This is a genomic window from Plectonema radiosum NIES-515 (assembly GCF_025753815.1).
Lineage (GTDB): Bacteria > Cyanobacteriota > Cyanobacteriia > Cyanobacteriales > Nostocaceae > Hassallia > Hassallia radiosum_A.
The window spans coordinates 1-17,907 of sequence record NZ_JAOWRF010000405.1; the positions used below are offsets into that span (position 1 = coordinate 1).

General features: G+C 43.0%; 12 protein-coding genes. All 12 read right to left on the reverse strand.

Going from position 1 to position 17,907, the window contains the following annotated elements; translation table 11 throughout:
• Nucleotides 1–35 precede the first annotated feature (35 nt).
• Nucleotides 36–839, reverse strand: a complete 804-nt coding sequence (locus OGM63_RS28215; RefSeq protein ID WP_263749052.1) for a HesA/MoeB/ThiF family protein — start codon at nt 837–839, stop codon at nt 36–38.
• A 10-nt stretch (nt 840–849) separates the two neighbouring features.
• Nucleotides 850–1,167, reverse strand: coding sequence for a nitrogenase-stabilizing/protective protein NifW (nifW, locus tag OGM63_RS28220; protein ID WP_263749053.1), 318 nt, complete (start codon nt 1,165–1,167; stop codon nt 850–852).
• On the reverse strand, nt 1,164–1,382 hold the full coding sequence (locus OGM63_RS28225; RefSeq protein WP_039753371.1) for a CCE_0567 family metalloprotein: 219 nt from the start codon (nt 1,380–1,382) through the stop codon (nt 1,164–1,166). The genes nifW and OGM63_RS28225 overlap by 4 nt, the downstream gene beginning before the upstream one ends.
• Before the next feature lie 146 nt (nt 1,383–1,528).
• Complete coding sequence (locus tag OGM63_RS28230) at nt 1,529–2,005, reverse strand: NifX-associated nitrogen fixation protein (RefSeq protein WP_263749054.1); 477 nt, start codon at nt 2,003–2,005, stop codon at nt 1,529–1,531.
• On the reverse strand, nt 2,002–2,415 hold the full coding sequence (nifX, locus tag OGM63_RS28235) for a nitrogen fixation protein NifX (RefSeq protein WP_263749055.1): 414 nt from the start codon (nt 2,413–2,415) through the stop codon (nt 2,002–2,004). The genes OGM63_RS28230 and nifX overlap by 4 nt, the downstream gene beginning before the upstream one ends.
• Before the next feature lie 58 nt (nt 2,416–2,473).
• Complete coding sequence (gene nifN / locus OGM63_RS28240; protein WP_263749056.1) at nt 2,474–3,781, reverse strand: nitrogenase iron-molybdenum cofactor biosynthesis protein NifN; 1,308 nt, start codon at nt 3,779–3,781, stop codon at nt 2,474–2,476.
• Nucleotides 3,781–4,659, reverse strand: coding sequence for a nitrogenase component 1 (locus tag OGM63_RS28245; protein ID WP_375340533.1), 879 nt, complete (start codon nt 4,657–4,659; stop codon nt 3,781–3,783). Before OGM63_RS28245 ends, nifN begins: the two co-directional genes overlap by 1 nt.
• Nucleotides 4,660–4,990: 331 nt before the next feature.
• Nucleotides 4,991–8,341, reverse strand: coding sequence for a beta strand repeat-containing protein (locus OGM63_RS28250; protein WP_263749058.1), 3,351 nt, complete (start codon nt 8,339–8,341; stop codon nt 4,991–4,993).
• A gap of 210 nt (nt 8,342–8,551) precedes the next feature.
• Entirely contained in the window at nt 8,552–9,214 is a 663-nt protein-coding gene (locus tag OGM63_RS28255; protein ID WP_263749059.1) for a transposase, read from the reverse strand.
• 505 nt (nt 9,215–9,719) lie between these two features.
• Nucleotides 9,720–11,873 (reverse strand): OmpA family protein, encoded by a 2,154-nt coding sequence (locus OGM63_RS28260; RefSeq protein ID WP_263749060.1) that lies wholly within the window; start codon nt 11,871–11,873, stop codon nt 9,720–9,722.
• Between the two features lie 164 nt (nt 11,874–12,037).
• On the reverse strand, nt 12,038–16,138 hold the full coding sequence (locus OGM63_RS28265) for a TonB-dependent receptor (protein ID WP_263749061.1): 4,101 nt from the start codon (nt 16,136–16,138) through the stop codon (nt 12,038–12,040).
• Entirely contained in the window at nt 16,135–17,685 is a 1,551-nt protein-coding gene (locus OGM63_RS28270) for a DUF11 domain-containing protein (protein WP_263749062.1), read from the reverse strand. Before OGM63_RS28270 ends, OGM63_RS28265 begins: the two co-directional genes overlap by 4 nt.
• Between the last annotated feature and the right edge of the window lie 222 nt (nt 17,686–17,907).

The following is a 17,907-nucleotide window of genomic DNA, read 5'->3' on the forward strand; positions in this document are numbered from 1 at the left end:
CCCTTGTCCCCCCTGTCCCCCCTGTCCCCCTTTCCCTAGTCCCTAGTCCCGATACTGGTAGTTTCCATATCTTGGGACTGCACATATCGCCAAGGTGCATTGTTACCACACACCGGACAAGAGCGATCGCGGTGAGAACGGCGCTTGGCAAATTCCATCCTGGTAAAATCGATTGTCAGCAATTGGGACAACAAAGGCTGACTAAACCCAGTGATCAACTTGACAGCTTCCAGTGCTGTCAGACAAGCCAATGTCCCAGAAACAGCACCCAAAACAGAAAAACCACGGCGATCCCAGTCAGGTTTTTCCGGGAACAGACAAGACAAACAAGGAGTCACACCAGGAATAATCGTCGTCAGATAAGCCTCCATCCCGTCCATAGCCGCTTCTACCATCGGTTTGCGCCAGCGCACGCAAGCTTCATTTAGCAAATTGCGCTCCGTAAAATTATGAGCGCAATCGAGAGCCATATCTGCCGATTGCACCAGCGAATCCACATTTTCTGGGGTGATATAATCATGAACTACTTCCACTTGGACATCAGGATTAACGGCTTGCAAAGTCTCCTGTGCTTTGAATACCCTTGGCTTACCTACCCAATCATCCGTCATGAGAACCTGACGATTCATATCATCAAGTCGCAGATCGCCACCCCGGACTAGGATTAGCCGTCCGACACCCGCTACTGCTAAATAAAGCGCTGCCGTACCACCCAATCCCCCCACACCTGTAACCAGAACAGTCGCTGACTTAAGGCGCTTCTGAGCCAGTTCGCCAAAATTAGGGAGCATCATTTGGCGGCTGTAACGTTCTAACTCGGTAGGCGTCAGGTTAACCAATTTTTACCTCCTAATCAGACGTGATTTCTGTCAGCGTGACTACATTTTTCGGCTTATCGTTAAACACCTTGAACAACTTTTGTTCTTGGGGTGTTGATTCCTCAAATAGCTGATAAGCTTTTTGCAAAGCCTCACAATATTGCTTTAGTTTATCTTCTACACTTAAATCAGGAGAATTGCTATCAATTTCCTTCATGTATTGAGAGAACTTTTTTAAAATATGCAAACGATTCACATTTACAAATTGTTGGTCGTAAGGGAGTTGAAAAAATTCAAAATACTCCTCAGCATCAACAATTTTATTGAATTGTTCAAGATTGGTGTTCATTTTTGCTGCTCCAATTTCTTTACTTGTTGCTTCAGTTCATCTAACTGACGATATATTTCATAAGTACTCGCAGCAACATCCATAAGTGTTTTGTAATCTGTGGGTAAACCCTCAGCTAAATCGTGCAGATCCATCTTCATTTGACCTGCTTTACTATTGAGGCGTTTAATTTGAGTTTTTAGCTCCTCAACACTTGTTTCTTCCACTTGCGCCATAAGCATCTCCATTTATACAAAAGCCTCCCGTAGAGACGTTCCGGTGGAACGTCTCTAATCCTAATTCCCGTACAGACGTTCCGGTGGAACGTCTCTACTCCTAATTCCCGTACAGACGTTCCACCGGAACGTCTCTACCTAATTTGTTACAGGTTGCTAGCTTCGGGAAAAGTTTTCGCTAATTCCAGCCCTTTTGCTACTAGTTGTTCTCCTTCTTCTGCTAACTTCTCTAAAGAGTCAAAGCCAAAGCGGTGAGCATCACGCAAAGTTCTTTTAACTAACAAAAGACGACCAGAAAATACTAGCACCCAGCCAAATCCTTCATGGTTCAAATCAACCACAACTTGAGAAATGAGATTTGTTTCTTTTTCAATACTGGCAGCTATAGCTCGAAAAAATACCATAATCCGTGCCTGAGTTGCCGGATCGACTTCACCCTCAAGAGAGATTTCGCGTTTCTTTTGTTTAGTAACAACAAAAGGTTTCAAAATCAATTCATCAGTCCAATTACGGTAAAATCCATAGCTATCTTGACCACGGATTTGGCTGATTAATGTCTTCAGGAAAGGTGCGTTTAAAATCTCGCTTTGAGCGGTTCCATTAAGACTATTATTTACAGTCATACCTTTGCTTCCTCTTCCAATTCATCTTCAAAATTAGAGGTTTTTTGTTGTAAGGCTTTACGCAGCCAAGGTGGGGGATTTCCTTTGAGAGTTGTCACCAACTTATTCAACACCTCAGCAATCTCTTCTTCTTCTGATCGCGCTTTAATTGGTGTCACATTTTTCTTGATTAATCGAGCTGCTGCACTACCACCGATCGCCGTCACATAAACAATCGTACAATCAGCTAAAGCCTCAAGCTTTGGTGCTAACTTATCCTCATTCCCATCCTCCTTCAAATCACCCGCAAACTTCAGAGTTTCGACAAAATGATATCCCTCATCAGAGATTTCATAAACATCGATTTCCTTTGTCGAACCAAAGTGAGCATTAATATGAACCCTATCACTAGTCGTGAAAGCAATTTTCATTTTGTCTTCTTTGCGCCTCTGCGCCTTTGCGTGAGAAACTAAGATTTATGCACCTTGTCTAATGACCAATAACCCTTGACTCTTCCTGCTCCAAAAACAGATTGCCAATATCAAACAAAAGCTGCATAGTGCCTCGATAACCAACTTTGGTAAACTGACCATTACCCAAGCGGTCATAAATGGGGATACCCAAACGATAAAGAGGAATATCGAGACGAAGCGCGATCGCTTTCACATTCGAGTTACCCATCAGCAAATCAGAACCTACCGCTAACTCCTCAAAATCTTCCAAATCACCGATAGTTACATTTTTTACCGGCATTTTTTCTAATAAAGGCGATCGCGTTGTCGTCACCGTAGCATGTACTTGCGTCCCCATCGATTGCAGAAAACGCACTATAGACCAAAGTAAATCCGGTTCTAACGCCAAAGAAACACGCTTCGCACCAAAATAAAAGTGCGTATCTAACATTGCATCTTGTAACTGACGGCGTTGGCGGCGATATTTTTCTGGTACACTAACACCACTAAGGTCTGACAAAGCTTGTAAAAACTCGTCCATCGCTTCCAAACCAGTCAGTTCACTAAACAACTCATAAGGTATAGCAAACCGTTGTTGTAAAATCTCTGCGGCACCCCTCATACTCTCACCCAGCGCTAAAGTAAACGCCGAACTACCTATTTGTCGCAATTCTGCCAGAGTCGTACCACCACCTGTGATGGCACTATAAGAATCATCTAAGTGACCATCTAATGAAGCGGAAAGATCGGGTACAAAGATCGGCTTTAGTCCAAAGGCAGTGACAATCTCTTTTACTTCCTGTACATCCCCTGGAGTGAAAGCAGAACCCGCCAAAATCGTGATTTGGTCTGGTTTGGTGATACCTTCAGTGGGAACTTCTCTTACTATACTTTCAACTGCGGCAGCAAAACCGTCTTGTAGCGCACCTTTAAAATCTGGTGTCGGGGCAAAAACGATCGCAAGACGATCCAATTCTGGATGACGTTTGCGGATATCCTTCAGGAAACCCTCAATATCATCCCCTCTAGTTTCCGTCAAACCAGTGCTACATAAACCGATGATTTCTGGGTTTGACTTCTCCACCAGCGTCAAAATTGCCTGTTCGACATTCTCCTCACCACCCAAAATGGTAGTGACTTCCGTCATCGCTGTCGTCGCAAGGGGAATCGCTTCTCGGAAATGTCGCACCAAAACAACTTTCGCAAAAGCAGTACAGCCTTGGGAACCGTGGAATAAAGGTATTGTCCCCTTTAATCCCAAAAAGGCTAAAGATGCACCCAAAGCTTGGCTTTGCTTCAGGGGATTAACAGTCAGTGATTTGTTAGGAACAGTAACGATCGCCATTACAATCCCTCCAATAAAGCAGGGGAGGAGGGGGAGAGTGGGAGAGGGGGAGAGGGGGAAGACAAGGAAGAAATTCCCCCTTGATCACGCAGTCCCCCTTGTCCTCCTTGTCCCCTTGTCCCCATGTCTCCAGTCTCCCACGGTGCAGGTTTGCGGATTTGCTCCCACACAGGGCTGTAGAGAGCCTCATACAGTTCTCTTGCCATCTCTACCATCCCTGTATAACCAGCGTAAGGATGATGGCGTTCTTGGTTAATATCTAAGAAAGGAATTCGCGCTTTCAAAGCGGTGTATTGGTTGCGACCGCCGGCAATTAACATATCAGCTTTCGTATCTTTAACTAATTGCAACAGTTCTTTAGCGTTGCCCTTTTCCATCATGATGCCATCGTTACCGATCAACTTTCTGATTCGGGCTTTGTCTTCTTCCGTACTCTTTCTAGTACTGGTAGCAACAACTTCGATCCCCAAGTCCTTAGCTGCGGAGATAATTGACCAACTCTTTACGCCTCCGGTATAAAGTACAACTCGCTTGCCTTTGAGTCGAGCGCGGTAAGGAGCTAGTGCCAAATCTAAAGCGGCAGTTTCTTCGGCAATCAGCTTTTCGGTGCGTTGTTTTAAATCTTCATCCCCCAGCTTTTCGGCAACGTTCCGCAGGCAGCGGTTCATGTCATCTACACCGTAGAAAGACTCTTCAATGTAAGGAATGCCGTAACGCTCCTCCATTTTTCTTGCCATGTTGAGCAGCGCTTTCGAGCAAATCATTACATTCAGTTTGGCACGGTGAGCGTGACAAACTTCTTCGTAGCGAGCATCACCAGTGATTTTTGACAAAACGCGGATGCCGAGTTTTTCAAATAATTTCAGAACTGTCCACATTTCCCCAGCGATGTTGTATTCACCGATGAGATTAATGTCTAATGGTGTTGTATACTCCGGTTCAGGTTAGCGCTTAGTGCTACATCATAAATGCAATGGTTGATGAGTCCTATCGTTAATAGACATCTCCAGAATTTAATTATGCGTTGCCCGAAACCCTTGTAGAGACGTAGCAGTGCTACGTCTCTACATTTTTTATGGAGATGTCTAATAGACATCTGTTGGAAAACAATGTAGAGACGCGAAATTTCGCGTCTCTTGGGGTTTGGATAACGCATATTTAATTTTCGGAGATGTCTAATGGTTATTATGCAATTAATTGTTGCAGACTCTATTTCACCTTGCCCCGGAAGCGGATAAACCCGTAAGAACCAATTGGTGTACCTGGTGCAGTTGCATTTGGTAGATTTCCCAACTTGACAACGACAACACCGTTGGTATTGGAACCATCGCATTTGATACCAGGATACTTAATCGTGGGGTCAACACCTGGGGATAAATATTCTGCTGTATCGTCATCGCTGGTATTGGTGAGGGATTCAGTTGCACCATTGTTTTGCCAAATGATACCGCGATCGCCACCTGGAAGACCAGTTGTATTTTTGGTGGGGAAACTATTAAATGCAGTCGGGATGAAAGTGGCATTATCAGGAACGCGATCGCATATCAAAACATTGTTAGCCGTTGTGTCACCTGCGGACAAGTAGTAGATGGTATACTCAACTTCATCTTTAGGACGAACTGTGCCACCATTGAGTAGACCTTGCAAGTAATTACTTGCCCAGTTGGTGTTATTATCATCAATATCGTGAGGTTCTGGTACATAGTTGGGAGAGTTGGCATCTTTCACCCCATCGATCAGGTCGGTAAAGGATGACCCATTAATGGTGGTGATCCGCTTCACCAACACTACATTCGGGTTACTGGCAACAGGTTGGTTAAATCCAAAGTCAGCATTGTTAAAGTCTTGAATGCCAGTGGGTAAGTTAACAGCTTTGGTATTCGTACCAGTGGTGATAGTTTTACCCGTCAACACCTGATTAGTATCTGTTACCTTGACGATGTAATTACCAAAAATCAAACCTGTAAAATCATAATTACCATTGGCATCGGTAGTTTGAATAGCAAGTTGTGGATCAGTTGCATCAATCACACCATTGCCATTAATATCACGGTAGAGAGCAACCGTGACATTAGCAAAGCCTCCTTCACCAGCATCTTCAACTCCATCACCATCAGTGTCATTGAAAACGCGATCGCCAATGCTAGATAATCCCGTCACACATTCCCCGGCATCAGCACTACTGTGAGGACTAGTAGAATTTGGAGTGCCTACAGTTTGAATCGCATTGCCAACAATTTGGATTTCCACGACACTACTAGTACCATTACGGAATGCCCAAAGTCTTCCTGTGCCATCTTTTGCTAATTGGGAAGACTGAGGAATATTGTCTACCAGGTCAGTAAAGGTATTGCTGTTGAGGTCAAAACTCCAGTATTTTGCCGTACCACCACTGGAACCTAAAATCACGCCATTATCACTGATAATAAAATCGCCCCAGTCACCATCGTTGAGTTGTCCGTTTGCCTTCCCTGCTCCATTAATATTTAAGGGAGTCACACTTTGGATGGTACGTCCATTACTACCAGGGACGAAATTTACTTTGTAAATCTCAAAGACCCCTGCTTGTGGTGGATCAACGCCGAGATATAATGAGCCATTGTAGAATGCTGCACCACCCGCACTCAATAGGGTGCTATTTGTGGGTAGTGATGAGTTGAATGAGCGAATGTTGTTGGTAATGGTGATATGCGTGTTATTAATTGCATCCCATGCGTAAACAGATGTCCCCTCTGCATAGTAGACTAAGTGATTATTGTGGTCGGCAGCTAGGGAATTTACTGTACTTGCGATCGCACTGCCAGTCAGCTGTATCGTTGCACCTGTAAGTCCATGAACTGCAAATATTTTGTTACCTGTTTGTCCTGAATAGACTTCATTGTATGGTGATTCACAATAGCCGCTACTGATTGGTGTGGGTGGAGGTGAGTCAAATCCAAAGTTGATATTGCTGACATTTGCTCCACTCACTGTAATAGCAGTATCATTAGGTGTACCCAAGGTGTAACCAGCAGGAATATCAGTATCGCTGGTATCGACTTTGATTTTGTAATTGCCGTTGGTGACATTGGTGAAAGTATATTGACCACTAGCGTTAGTTGTAGTGGTTGCAATTTGCTCACCAGTATTTATGACATTGTTGTTGTTCGTATCTTGATAAAGGGTAACAGTAACATTTGCAGGTAGGGTGGGTTCACCATTATTGAAGGTATCGTCTTGGGGGTTGGTGTCTTGGTAGAGTGTACCGGAAACAGTGCTAGTAGTAATAGTAGCCACTAGAAGAGTAGAACTAGCAGCATTAGCGTTGTCACCGACGAAAGTCTTCAAAGCTCCAGCAGGAATGTTGTTCGTATAAGTAGCTGCACTATTAGCTGTGACATTGACAGAAACGGTGCAACCACCAGCAGGAATTTTGAACCCATCATTTAAGCTAATTAAACCACTTCCTGCGGTTGCTGTGACTGTATTTCCCGGAATAGTTGTGCAAGTACCGCTTAACCCGTTAGGAGTACTAACAGTTAAACCAGATTGAAAGTTATCAGTTAATGCTTGTATTAGGTAAATGGGAACTGAGTTTGTATTACCCAAAGTCAACGTTAGAGTACTAGTCGCTGGTATACCTGTTACGGTGTCTGGACTAAATGCCTTATTAATGGTGGGTAAATCCGGTTTTGGGGAACCACAAGCAGCTAAGTCATTCGTACCGACAGCATTAGTGAGTAGAGTTCCAGCTTTGGTAGCGAAGTCCAACTCATAAGTTCCGTTGTTAGTACTGATGTAAAATTTATTTGTAGATGGGTCGATCGCTAGACCATTAACCGCAGCACCACTAACTCCTGTAATCAGATTGCTTCCATTAACTGGTGTTGCTGTGGCTGTAGTACCAGAAACAGCAATTGAATAAAGCTGGGAAGTGTAGCTGCCAGCATTGCTGCTGGTGTCACCAACCGCATAAAGAACACCGTCAGTGCCGATCGCAATATCTCCATTAGTAGTTCTGCTGGCACTATCATTATTCCCAGGAATACCACTAATAGCTATTGTGGAGCCTGTCTGGCTGCCTGTAGCTGGATTGACTTCAATTAATGTTCTGTTTGAGTAATAAACATATAATTTGCCACTGGAATCAAACGTGGCACCAATAATAGTTGTTGTGGGAGCAGGAAGAGTTCCTGTTAGAGTGGTTTGACTGCCTGTATTTACATCGTAAACAACTGTTTTGCCTGTAAGCCGATTCACGAAAAATAGATTGCCGGTTGATGGTTGGGAGGCGATCGCATTAATGTTGCCACCACCATTGTAAGTAGCGACGTTTACATAACTTTTTGAGATGGAGTTGTAGTAACCAATTTGACTTTGACTTGTTGTCGGTACACCAGATCTACTGGAATAGACACCCGCACAAGCACCTGCCAAACTGCGTTCTGGATTAAAAGTAACGCCAATTCCAACACTAGCACTAATAGTTAGTAAGGAGGTACACAGGGAAACACTCATGCCTGGAATACTTTTGCCAGCAGGTTGAGCGATCGCTTTTAAATTTTTAAATAAAGATTTCATGATTTAGTTCCAATAAAAATACATAACTTGCAAGTAATAATGCTGAGTTTCCTAAATTTACAGAAGATTCAAAGCGGATAAAAAATGTTTACGACAATAGTATTCCCACACGAAAGGGGAAAAATTGCCAGTAAATTCACTTAATTTAAATGTCATTCTTTCGCTTTGTAGAGACGCGAAATTTCGCGTCTCTACATCTAGACGTGAACATTACATCCATAAATTTGCAGAATTATTTTTTTCATGTTCCCATTTGGCAGGATTATTGATGATATATTCTCGAATCCTGTCTAATGAACCATCAGCACGAATAATATGTTCGTAAAACCGGGATTGCCATGCAAAATGGTCATAATTGTTGTGACGACAATGACGGGTTACAGCAGATTTGTAGGCATGAATGATTGCTTGTAAGGAACCTGATTTTAAGGGTCCAAATTTATTCGATTCATCCACTGGTTTTTGTAGAGACGCGAAATTTCGCGTCTCTACATCTGTGAAATTTCGCGTCTCTACATCTGTGAAATTTCGCGTCTCTACATCTGTGAAATTTCGCGTCTCTACATCTGTGAAATTTCGCGTCTCTACATCTGTGGGTTTATCAATAACGACAATACCGTGGACGTGATTGGGCATAATTACGTATGCATTAATTTGGGTATATTCAAAATGATTGGTAATTTCTACCCAATATTTTTGGGCAATTTCTCCTATTTCCGAAACTTTTACCTCACCTGACATGACCTGACCGAAATAATCAAAGCAATCTTTAGTGCAGATTGTTACAAAATACCAACCATTGGCTGCATAGTCCCGGTTCGGGAGACGGGTGGATTCTATTCGATATTTGCCCTTAAATTTTGGTTTGGTCATGGTTGGAATTGTTCGTGTTGTGTCGTGTTCTGTAGAGACGCGAAATTTCGCGTCTCTAGATTATTTTTTGTTAGGTCTCTAGATTATTTTTGTGCTACGTCTCATGGTTGGAATTGTTCGTGTTGTGTCGTGTTCTGTAGAGACGCGAAATTTCGCGTCTCTAGATTATTTTTTGTTAGGTCTCTAGATTATTTTTGTGCTACGTCTCATGGTTGGAATTGTTCGTGTTGTGTCGTGTTCTGTAGAGACGCGAAATTTCGCGTCTCTAGATTATTTTTTGCTAGGTCTCTAGATTATTTTTGTGCTACGTCTCATGGTTGGAATTGTTCGTGTTGTGTCGTGTTCTGTAGAGACGCGAAATTTCGCGTCTCTACATTATTTTTGCTAGGTCTCTAGATTATTTTTGTGCTACGTCTCATGGTTGGAATTGTTCGTGTTGTGTCGTGTTCTGTAGAGACGCGAAATTTCGCGTCTCTACATTATTTTTGCTACGTCTCTACATTTTTTACCGTTCTATTTGCAAATCCTCATCCTGACTTTCCAAAATAATTTCTACACCGCGAATATCGAAGAACATCACTTCAACACGACGGTTGTAAGCATGTTCAACTCTATCTCTACCAGGTGTTTTTAATTTTCTTTCCCCAAAAGAACGAAGTGTCATTCTCTCCGGTGCAATGCCTTTTTTAATTAGATAATTCCTCGCATTTATAGCGCGTCGGAATGCTAAATTTTGGTTGTAAGCATCGCTAGCGCGAGAATCTGTATGTCCTTGCAGTTCAATGACAATTGTTGGATATTGCTGCATAACTGCAACGATTTTATCGAGAACTTTTCCACTTTCAGCGCTAATAAAGTCTTTATCTAGCGCATAGTGAATATTATTGGGAACACGCAAACGGATGGGTTCGGGAGTTGGTTCTGGGGTCGGTTCTGGGGTCGGTTCGGGAGTTGGTTCGGGAGTTGGTTCGGGTGGTTTGGGTGTTGTACAGTTGGGAACTTCTCCTGTGGGGTTTGTTAGTACATTTGGGTTTTCTAGAAGTTCGGCATTTTTGCGAACTTGAGCCGTTTCTTCGGGGTTGGTTGATGTCACCAAAGCCGAGTATGCTGGTTCGGAGGTGCCATATTTGGGGTTAGTTGCGATCGCACTCACCATATCTCCTGGTTGCAGGTTTTCTAATGTCGCTGCAAATTTACCTTTTTCGTCTGCTTTCACGGTTGCGATAACTTTATTTAATGCACCTTCAGCGACTTGATAAATTTGTACTTCTGAACCAGGTTCGGCAGTTCCATCAATATGAATTTTGCCGTTGATGTTAAAAAATTCTGTTGAGAGAAATTCTGGTGAATTAATCGCTGCATTTCCTGTATCTAAGCGACGATTTTCTGAGTTTCTTTTGGGATTTTTTCCGTCTCCTCTTTGAAAGTCTTGGACGTCAACATTTCCAACTGTGTTTAAATCGATGCTGAGTCCTTCTAATTTGGCAAAGCGGTTGTTTTCAATCAAGTTGCGAACTGATGCACCCTGATGAAAGGAACCACCGGGAGGAAATGCTGTGACAACTACACCTGAACCTGCTTGGTTGGTGATTTGATTATTGCTGACTTTGTGGTCGCTTCCCATCAAATAAACTGCTGCACGTCGCAAGCGTCTTCCGTTGTATCTGATATCGTTATCTTTAATTTCTACTGCACCTTCCGGTTTGAATAGAAATACACCACTACCATCATTTGCACAAAGCAAGTTTGCACGAATTTCCGATTTATTGACTTTGCCATCCAAGCGGATAGCATCTGGCATTCCCGCTAAACCGTTACCAATAATCACGTTTTCGATAATTTGCGTTTCTTCCCCACGAAACCCGGTAATAATTCCGCTTCCATCGTGGTATGATATGCGATTATTTTTAATAACTGTCCCCACTGCATTAAATACCGATACCCCAAATGCAGATGGGGTTTCCGGCATTTTTTCGTCGGGTGTTATTCCCAACCAGTTGTTTTCGATAACTACGTTTTTGGGTGGGTTGGTGTGGTTTTTGATGTCGCTGGATGCGATGAATATATCAGCAGGTGGGAGACTTGCAGTGATTTGATGTTTTGAAGTAAAGCCGTATAAACTTAATCCGCGAATGGTAATGTTATCTGCAACTATAGATAATCCCCGAAATACTTCTTTTCCAGGTGCGGGGGTAATTGCGACGACTGGACGTGTGGGTAATGCGGGGACGAAATCTTTTGCGTTTGCGGGTTGTGTGGTGTCGTATCCTGGTTGGGTTGTTCCATCGATGATAGTACCTTCTGATTTTAAAGCAGGTAATATCTCGGTTAGTTGGATTGTTGTTTGTTCTGGGGGTAGGTTAAATTCAATGCGGGAATTGACCGTTGCTGGTTGAATTTGCGCTTTTTCGCTGGGGGTGAGTTTATCTAGCGCTAGGGTATTGTTGGTGAGTGCGATCGCTTCTCGGAATGTTAAGCGATCGTCGGGTTTTATTTCGTCTGCGTTGCTGTTAACTGTGATTTTTAAAGAATTTTGAGTTTGTGCTGTAGCAACGTTGGGGATGAAAGCGAATAAGAAGTAAGGAAGAACAAATAAAGTAAGTCGTTCTTTCATTTTGCCACTGAATACAGACCTAACCCCAGCGCTGACTTGCGTCATCGCATCCCCTTCCCTCGTAAGGAAGGGGGAATATAATATTTTTGTATTACTCCCTCCCCTCACAAGAGCTACGCTGTCAGATGTCTTTTTCCCTCCCCTCGTAGGGGAGGGACGACTTTGACTTGTGTCAAAGTCAGGGAGAGGTTCCTTATTTTCCTGGTGCTTCATATCCCTATACCCTCACTTTTGGGTTGCTGCGAACTAGTTTGATTTTTGTGTTTTAGCAGAGCTTGGACTAGTGATTCTTTTTGCTGCCTGGGTGGACGTTTTTGGAGTCCAAATCCGTCAAATAGTTCGTTCAGCTTAACCGTTAGTCCTAAATATGCACCTCCGGCAGATCGGGTACCTGAGAAGTCCCGGTCATCGACTTTACCAAAGACGTAACCAGCAGAAAGTCGCAGGTTTGGGGTGAGGTAGTAACCTGTTTCCACAACAAATCCGGTTTCGGTGTTGTCTGATTGACCAATCCACCTTGCCTCACCAACTAAATCCATGCTGTATCCTAGACGATACGTAAGTCGCATTTGTGCTAAATTAACGCTGGTGCTACCGATTAAATCGCTTGCTAAGTATGAGGTGCTGTTGCGGAGGGCATATTTACCATAGAATTCCCATTGCCAATTGGGTGCATAAATGGCTTCAGCAGCAAATGTGTGGTCTTCGGAACCCGTGCCACTACCGAGGAAAATTGTATCGGGGATGATGGCGGGATTTTTGCGATATTCGTACCGTAATAAAGCGTTAAATTTATCATTATTGGGGTCACGATATGCTAAACCAAATCTGAGGTTGGCAATATCGCCTAATCCTGTTAATCTCTGGTTTGATGCATTTGCTTGTTGGTAACGAGCTAATGCGGTGAGCGCGGGTGATATTTTGCCTGTTATCCCTGCGGTAATTACGGTATTTCCACCTGCTGAAGAGCTACGATGTTCGTATTTAGCGCTTGCTTGGAAGTTGGGATTGTCAGAATATTCTAAGCCAACACTGTAACTATCGCCACCATTAAAGCCGATGGAGGAAGCTGCTTGTCCGACGGTGAAGGGTTGGGCAAATTGCTGTCCGGTTGCGTTACGTGCTTGGAAGTTACCAAAAACGTGTTCGTAAGCGAGGTTGAGACGCAAACCTGGGGAAATTGTCCATTTATTGTTGAGACCGATCGCACCTTGGGTTGTGAGTTCGTTTGCTCCTCCCAATATCGAATAGCGTCCCGTAATTGTGGTGTCACTACCGAGTTTGTGTTCTCCGTTAACGCTGAAGGAGGTGATGGAGTTACCTGCAAACTGTCCCCCGCTGTAAAACTGTTGCGCTAGAGAAAGATTAATTCCCGGAAGTACTGCCCAGTTTAAACCTAAGACGGTTCTGTCGGGGTAAACGGTGTCTTTTTCGGAAGATAGGGTAAGTTCGTTTTGTGCTTGGAAGGTGAGATTATTAACAATTGGGACAGTGAGACGCGATCGCAGTTGGTCTGATTTACTGCTTAATGCACTGTTGGGAATATTGTCTTTTCTATCTCGATGAATCCAATCAAAATCAAAGATGCTACCACCAAATCTTTGTTGCACACCCGCAGATATGGTTGTCAGGGAATTATCGACTTTGCTACCAGGAACTGCTTCGATGCGGGGTGTAAATAAGTCTTCAAAGGTATTTAATGGTTGCGGTGCAATGCCAAAGTTGTCTTCGTGGTCGTATTGCAAGCGTAAATTCGTACTTGCCGAGAGTTTACCAGTTAATTGTGCACCGTAGCGAGTCTGTCCGGGAACAAAACTAATTGTCGCATTATTTGCAAATCCGGTATCGGCAAAACGGTAATATGCACGTCCTTGTAAACCTGTGAAAATTTCTCCTTCTGCTTCCAAACGGTACGCATCACCGCTAACATCCCCCATCAATTCGGAATTGTTACGCGATCGCGCAAATTCGGCAATGAATTTACCTTGAGAACCGAAGGAAATTAAAGCATCTGCACCAATTAGCTCAAAATCGCGTACACCTTGGTTTTCTCTTAAATAAGTTCCAGCTAACCAACTTTCATTCCTTAAACCCCGTGCAAAATTATATTGCAAACGTCCCGCATAAATATTGCTATTAGAATCCTGACTATCATATTGATAGCTAGTGACAATCCGACGGACTAAGACTTCACCATTCTTACCAATATCAGTTCGCAGAATCGGTTCCCGGAATAAAACGGTTCCTCTGTCGTAATCAATATCATAATCAGCACCACGATTTAATTGCTTGCGGTCTAATACAGTCCCCGGACGGTTGAGTTCTTCCAACTCCAAGAAAACATTTTCACTACCAGGAACTAAAATCCGACGAGAAAGGAAGTAAAAACCACTCGTTCCATCAGGTGCGATCGTGTCACGTTGGAATCCTTGAACATTATTACCGTAGAAACCTGTAATTTGGAAGTTTCCTAAATTGTAATTTGCCTTAAAACCATGCAACTGACGGGTTACAGCAGTAAACTGTTGCGAACTGCGAGCAAATTCTTCAGTATTGTAATCACCCCACATCGCATAGTCAGGTGCTGCACCAGGAATCCTTGCAGAACGTTCAAACCGCAGGAACACACTATCTGTTGAAGGTGCAACAACATCAGTTTTAGAGCTATCTCCATAAACTGGATAATTCTGTTCATTAGATTGATAGGTTCTAAACAAACGATTATCGCAATTACAATCCTCATTTAAAGAACGTGAAGTATTCAAAGCACCAGTAAACAACCATTCACCAATCGCACCAGTGGCAAAAATTGATGAATTGAAATCTAACTGAGTCTTCTTATCGTTATCGGGACGCAGAAAATCGCGGTAACTGCCAAAATAATCAGTTCCCCTCGCACCTAAACGAAAATCGACAACACCAGTCACCAAACTGGGACGCAAAGCTGTTTCAAATTGCAATTGCGTATAAGCTTCCAAATCATTCGTAGTTGCCCGAATCCGCACAGTTTGCGCTTTCAAATCAGATTTCAGCGTTGCAGTAAACTGTCCATTTTTCGCTTCCACCTGAAAACCAGGTTGATCCGGTTTAAAATCAACCCCGACAAACTCTCCAGAAGTCGCAGTTAAAGTAATAATTGCATCTCTATTCGAGCGATTGCCATTAGCATCAACCAATTGTCCTTTAACCGTTGCAACCGAACGACCATCCGCAGGAATACGAGCCTCAACAGTATCCAAAGTTAAAGTTATTGGTGCACCCCGGACTTCAACCTTTACAGTAGATACAGGTTCTGTGGCACCTACAGGTTGAGCCGTAATAGTATTTTCGCCTTCCTTCAGGGAAACACCATACCAAGTCTGCGTCACCAAATTAGTACTAGGGTCAGTTTCCGTCCGTCCGATCAAGTCGCGATTTACCAACTCACCATTTACCCGCAACTCAATATTCGCATTCCCAGGGAATTGTAAAACAACCGTAGCTGCGGGAATATCAGCAACCGAATCAGGAGTAGGAGAAAGGATTTTAATTTGGGGAATAGGTGAAGTTAGGGGAGTTGAGGAAGGAGGAGGAGAAATTTGTTTTTCCTCTTTCCTCTGCGGAATACCTTCTTCTTTTATATTCTCAGCTAATCTCTGCAAACCAGCAGGTAGCTTGACATCCTCAGCAGGTTGAAAAGGTTTAATAGCTTGTTTTGATCGATTGAGTGCATTTTCCAGTCTTTCAGTCGTTGACTTACTGCTGGAATTAGTGATTACAGGTGTAAACTCAACCTCAGGAGAAACATCAAGAGTAGACAAATCCTTGGTTTGATAATTTGTAAATAAGCTTGTGTCAGCTTTCTCCTCTAAAATTACCTCCTTCTCTTTCTTCTCCTCCTTGTACTCTGCGTCTGTGTGGTTCGTTAATAAATTATCTTTTAATATTTGATTAGATTCAGCAGAATCGAGAGATTGTGCCTTAGCAAAATTAGGACCCAAAACCAAACTAAACGCACCAGCTAATACACTCATAAACACAAGTTGCGATCGCGTAGCGTCTCCTTTGGAGAATCGCGCTTTGCTTTTTTCCCCTTGGGAACATCGCTTTGCGTCTCCAAAGAAGAATCGCTTGCTTTTAGCTCTCACCTCAACAGGAGCAGCAACACTCACAACCTCATAACGAAACAGAGGCAAACTCCCCTCTTCTTTGCGTCTTTGCGTCTCTGCGTGAGGTTGAGATTCTTCTGTTTGAGAGGCTTCGTTAATGCGATCGCTACACTTTGTTTCCCTATTAGGTTCTTCCGATGAAATATGCAGTCTATGTATCATTTTCCTTCCTCCTGAAAAGTGGGGGTGACTGCAAAATTCATGCGTACCGTACCACCTGGCTCCAACCGCACCAAACGCGATTGGCTATTACGCTCTTTAAATTTGGTATTAGGTGCAAGAGTATAACCAGGAAGACTACTTAAATCTAAAACCCCCGTATGACTTCCCGGCTGAACATTCACTACAGAATACAAACCATTTGGATCAGTAGTAACACGATTGCCATCATGCATAAAAACTACCGCATTTGGCACACCTGGTTCCCCTGATTGTTGCTCCCCATCAAAGTTCTTATCGACAAAAACGCGACCGATAATAGTACCGCAATCCGACGTAATTCCCGGTCTAATTTTTAACTCGTGTATCGCCGGACCATCCTTCGCAGCAAAACCATTATCAACACGTTTCACATTGACAATTGCCGTATTCCGACCATTACCACGTACAGCATCGCTGGTAAGTTGTGCCGCATAGGCAATATTTAGAACCAAGCCTCGTGGAACTATGGTATCAGTACGGAATGTTACCGTTGAACCTTGACGTTCAGCCGTAACATTTACAGCTTGACCGTTGATTTCACCCCGCACCGACTTCGATAGAAAATTGAATCCCAAGGGTAGGTTATCAGTAGCAACAATGCCATTTAAACCAACATCGGAAAGATTTTTGACCGACAGACGGTAAATTGCCGTATCTCCAGGTTCAGCTGTTGCCCTGTCCCCTGATTTAATAATTTGTACTTGGTTGGGTTGACACATTCCCGTCGTAAACTGCAACGCTAATAAATCAAGTCCGACAGTTTCCGCATTCGGGACAAAAGCTACAGTATCGGTAAAGTTTATACCACCAGTAGTAGTAATTGGTTGCCCGTCAAGCGATGTTGCCGTATAGCGAACGATATTATTTCCAATTCCACCCGTACTATCAATAATTTGTAGTTTGATGCGTCGTTGAATATAAATCGAATTTCGTGGTGGATTAATCACCAAAATATAACTTTTACCTGGAGCAGTTTGACCTTTACCTGGGTCGAATAAAAAGTTATAAGTACCCCGTGGTTCTTGGTTGGTTAAGAAATACGGATTACTGTTTTCAGTATTTGGTTTGAGTCCACCAGGAATACCATTATTTTGAATATCGGGTAACTCAGATCGCGTCAGAGAAACCAAATTACCTAACTCAGTTCCCGTCGGATCATTGGGATTAGGTTCGTATAACCCCACAGAAAATCCAGTGTAATCAGGTAAAAGTTCACCACCACATCCTAAAATTCGTCCTAGAGGGTCAAGTAATGGCTGACTAACAGCATTTAACTGGCTCGATGTACTTTGAAACTTTAATTTACTGGCAGGGTCGGTGTAAGAGTAACTTGCTTGGTTATTAATTGCTGGACGGGCACTTTTATTTTCTGTCTGTTGGGCATTTGTGATGCCTGTAGAACTATGCAAAATACTACCAATTAATATCGTTGCAGTCACTCTTCGCAACCATTTTCTGCCGAGATATCTTTCTAAATATCTTCGCTTTTGACGTTGCGGACGATTCACTTAATATTTCTCCTTGAAAATGCCACTTTTTTGATTAGCAAATGTACTTAAAAAACAAAATATTTTTGTTAAATATTTTCAAATATGGGTTGTTCAGATTTAGGTTTTTCAGAAAAGCAGTAAAACCCAAAACCCTGTAAAGACGTTCCGGCGGAACGTCTCTACGTGTATTAGACATCTGTTGGAAAAGAATGTAGAGACGTAGCAGTGCTACGTCTCTAC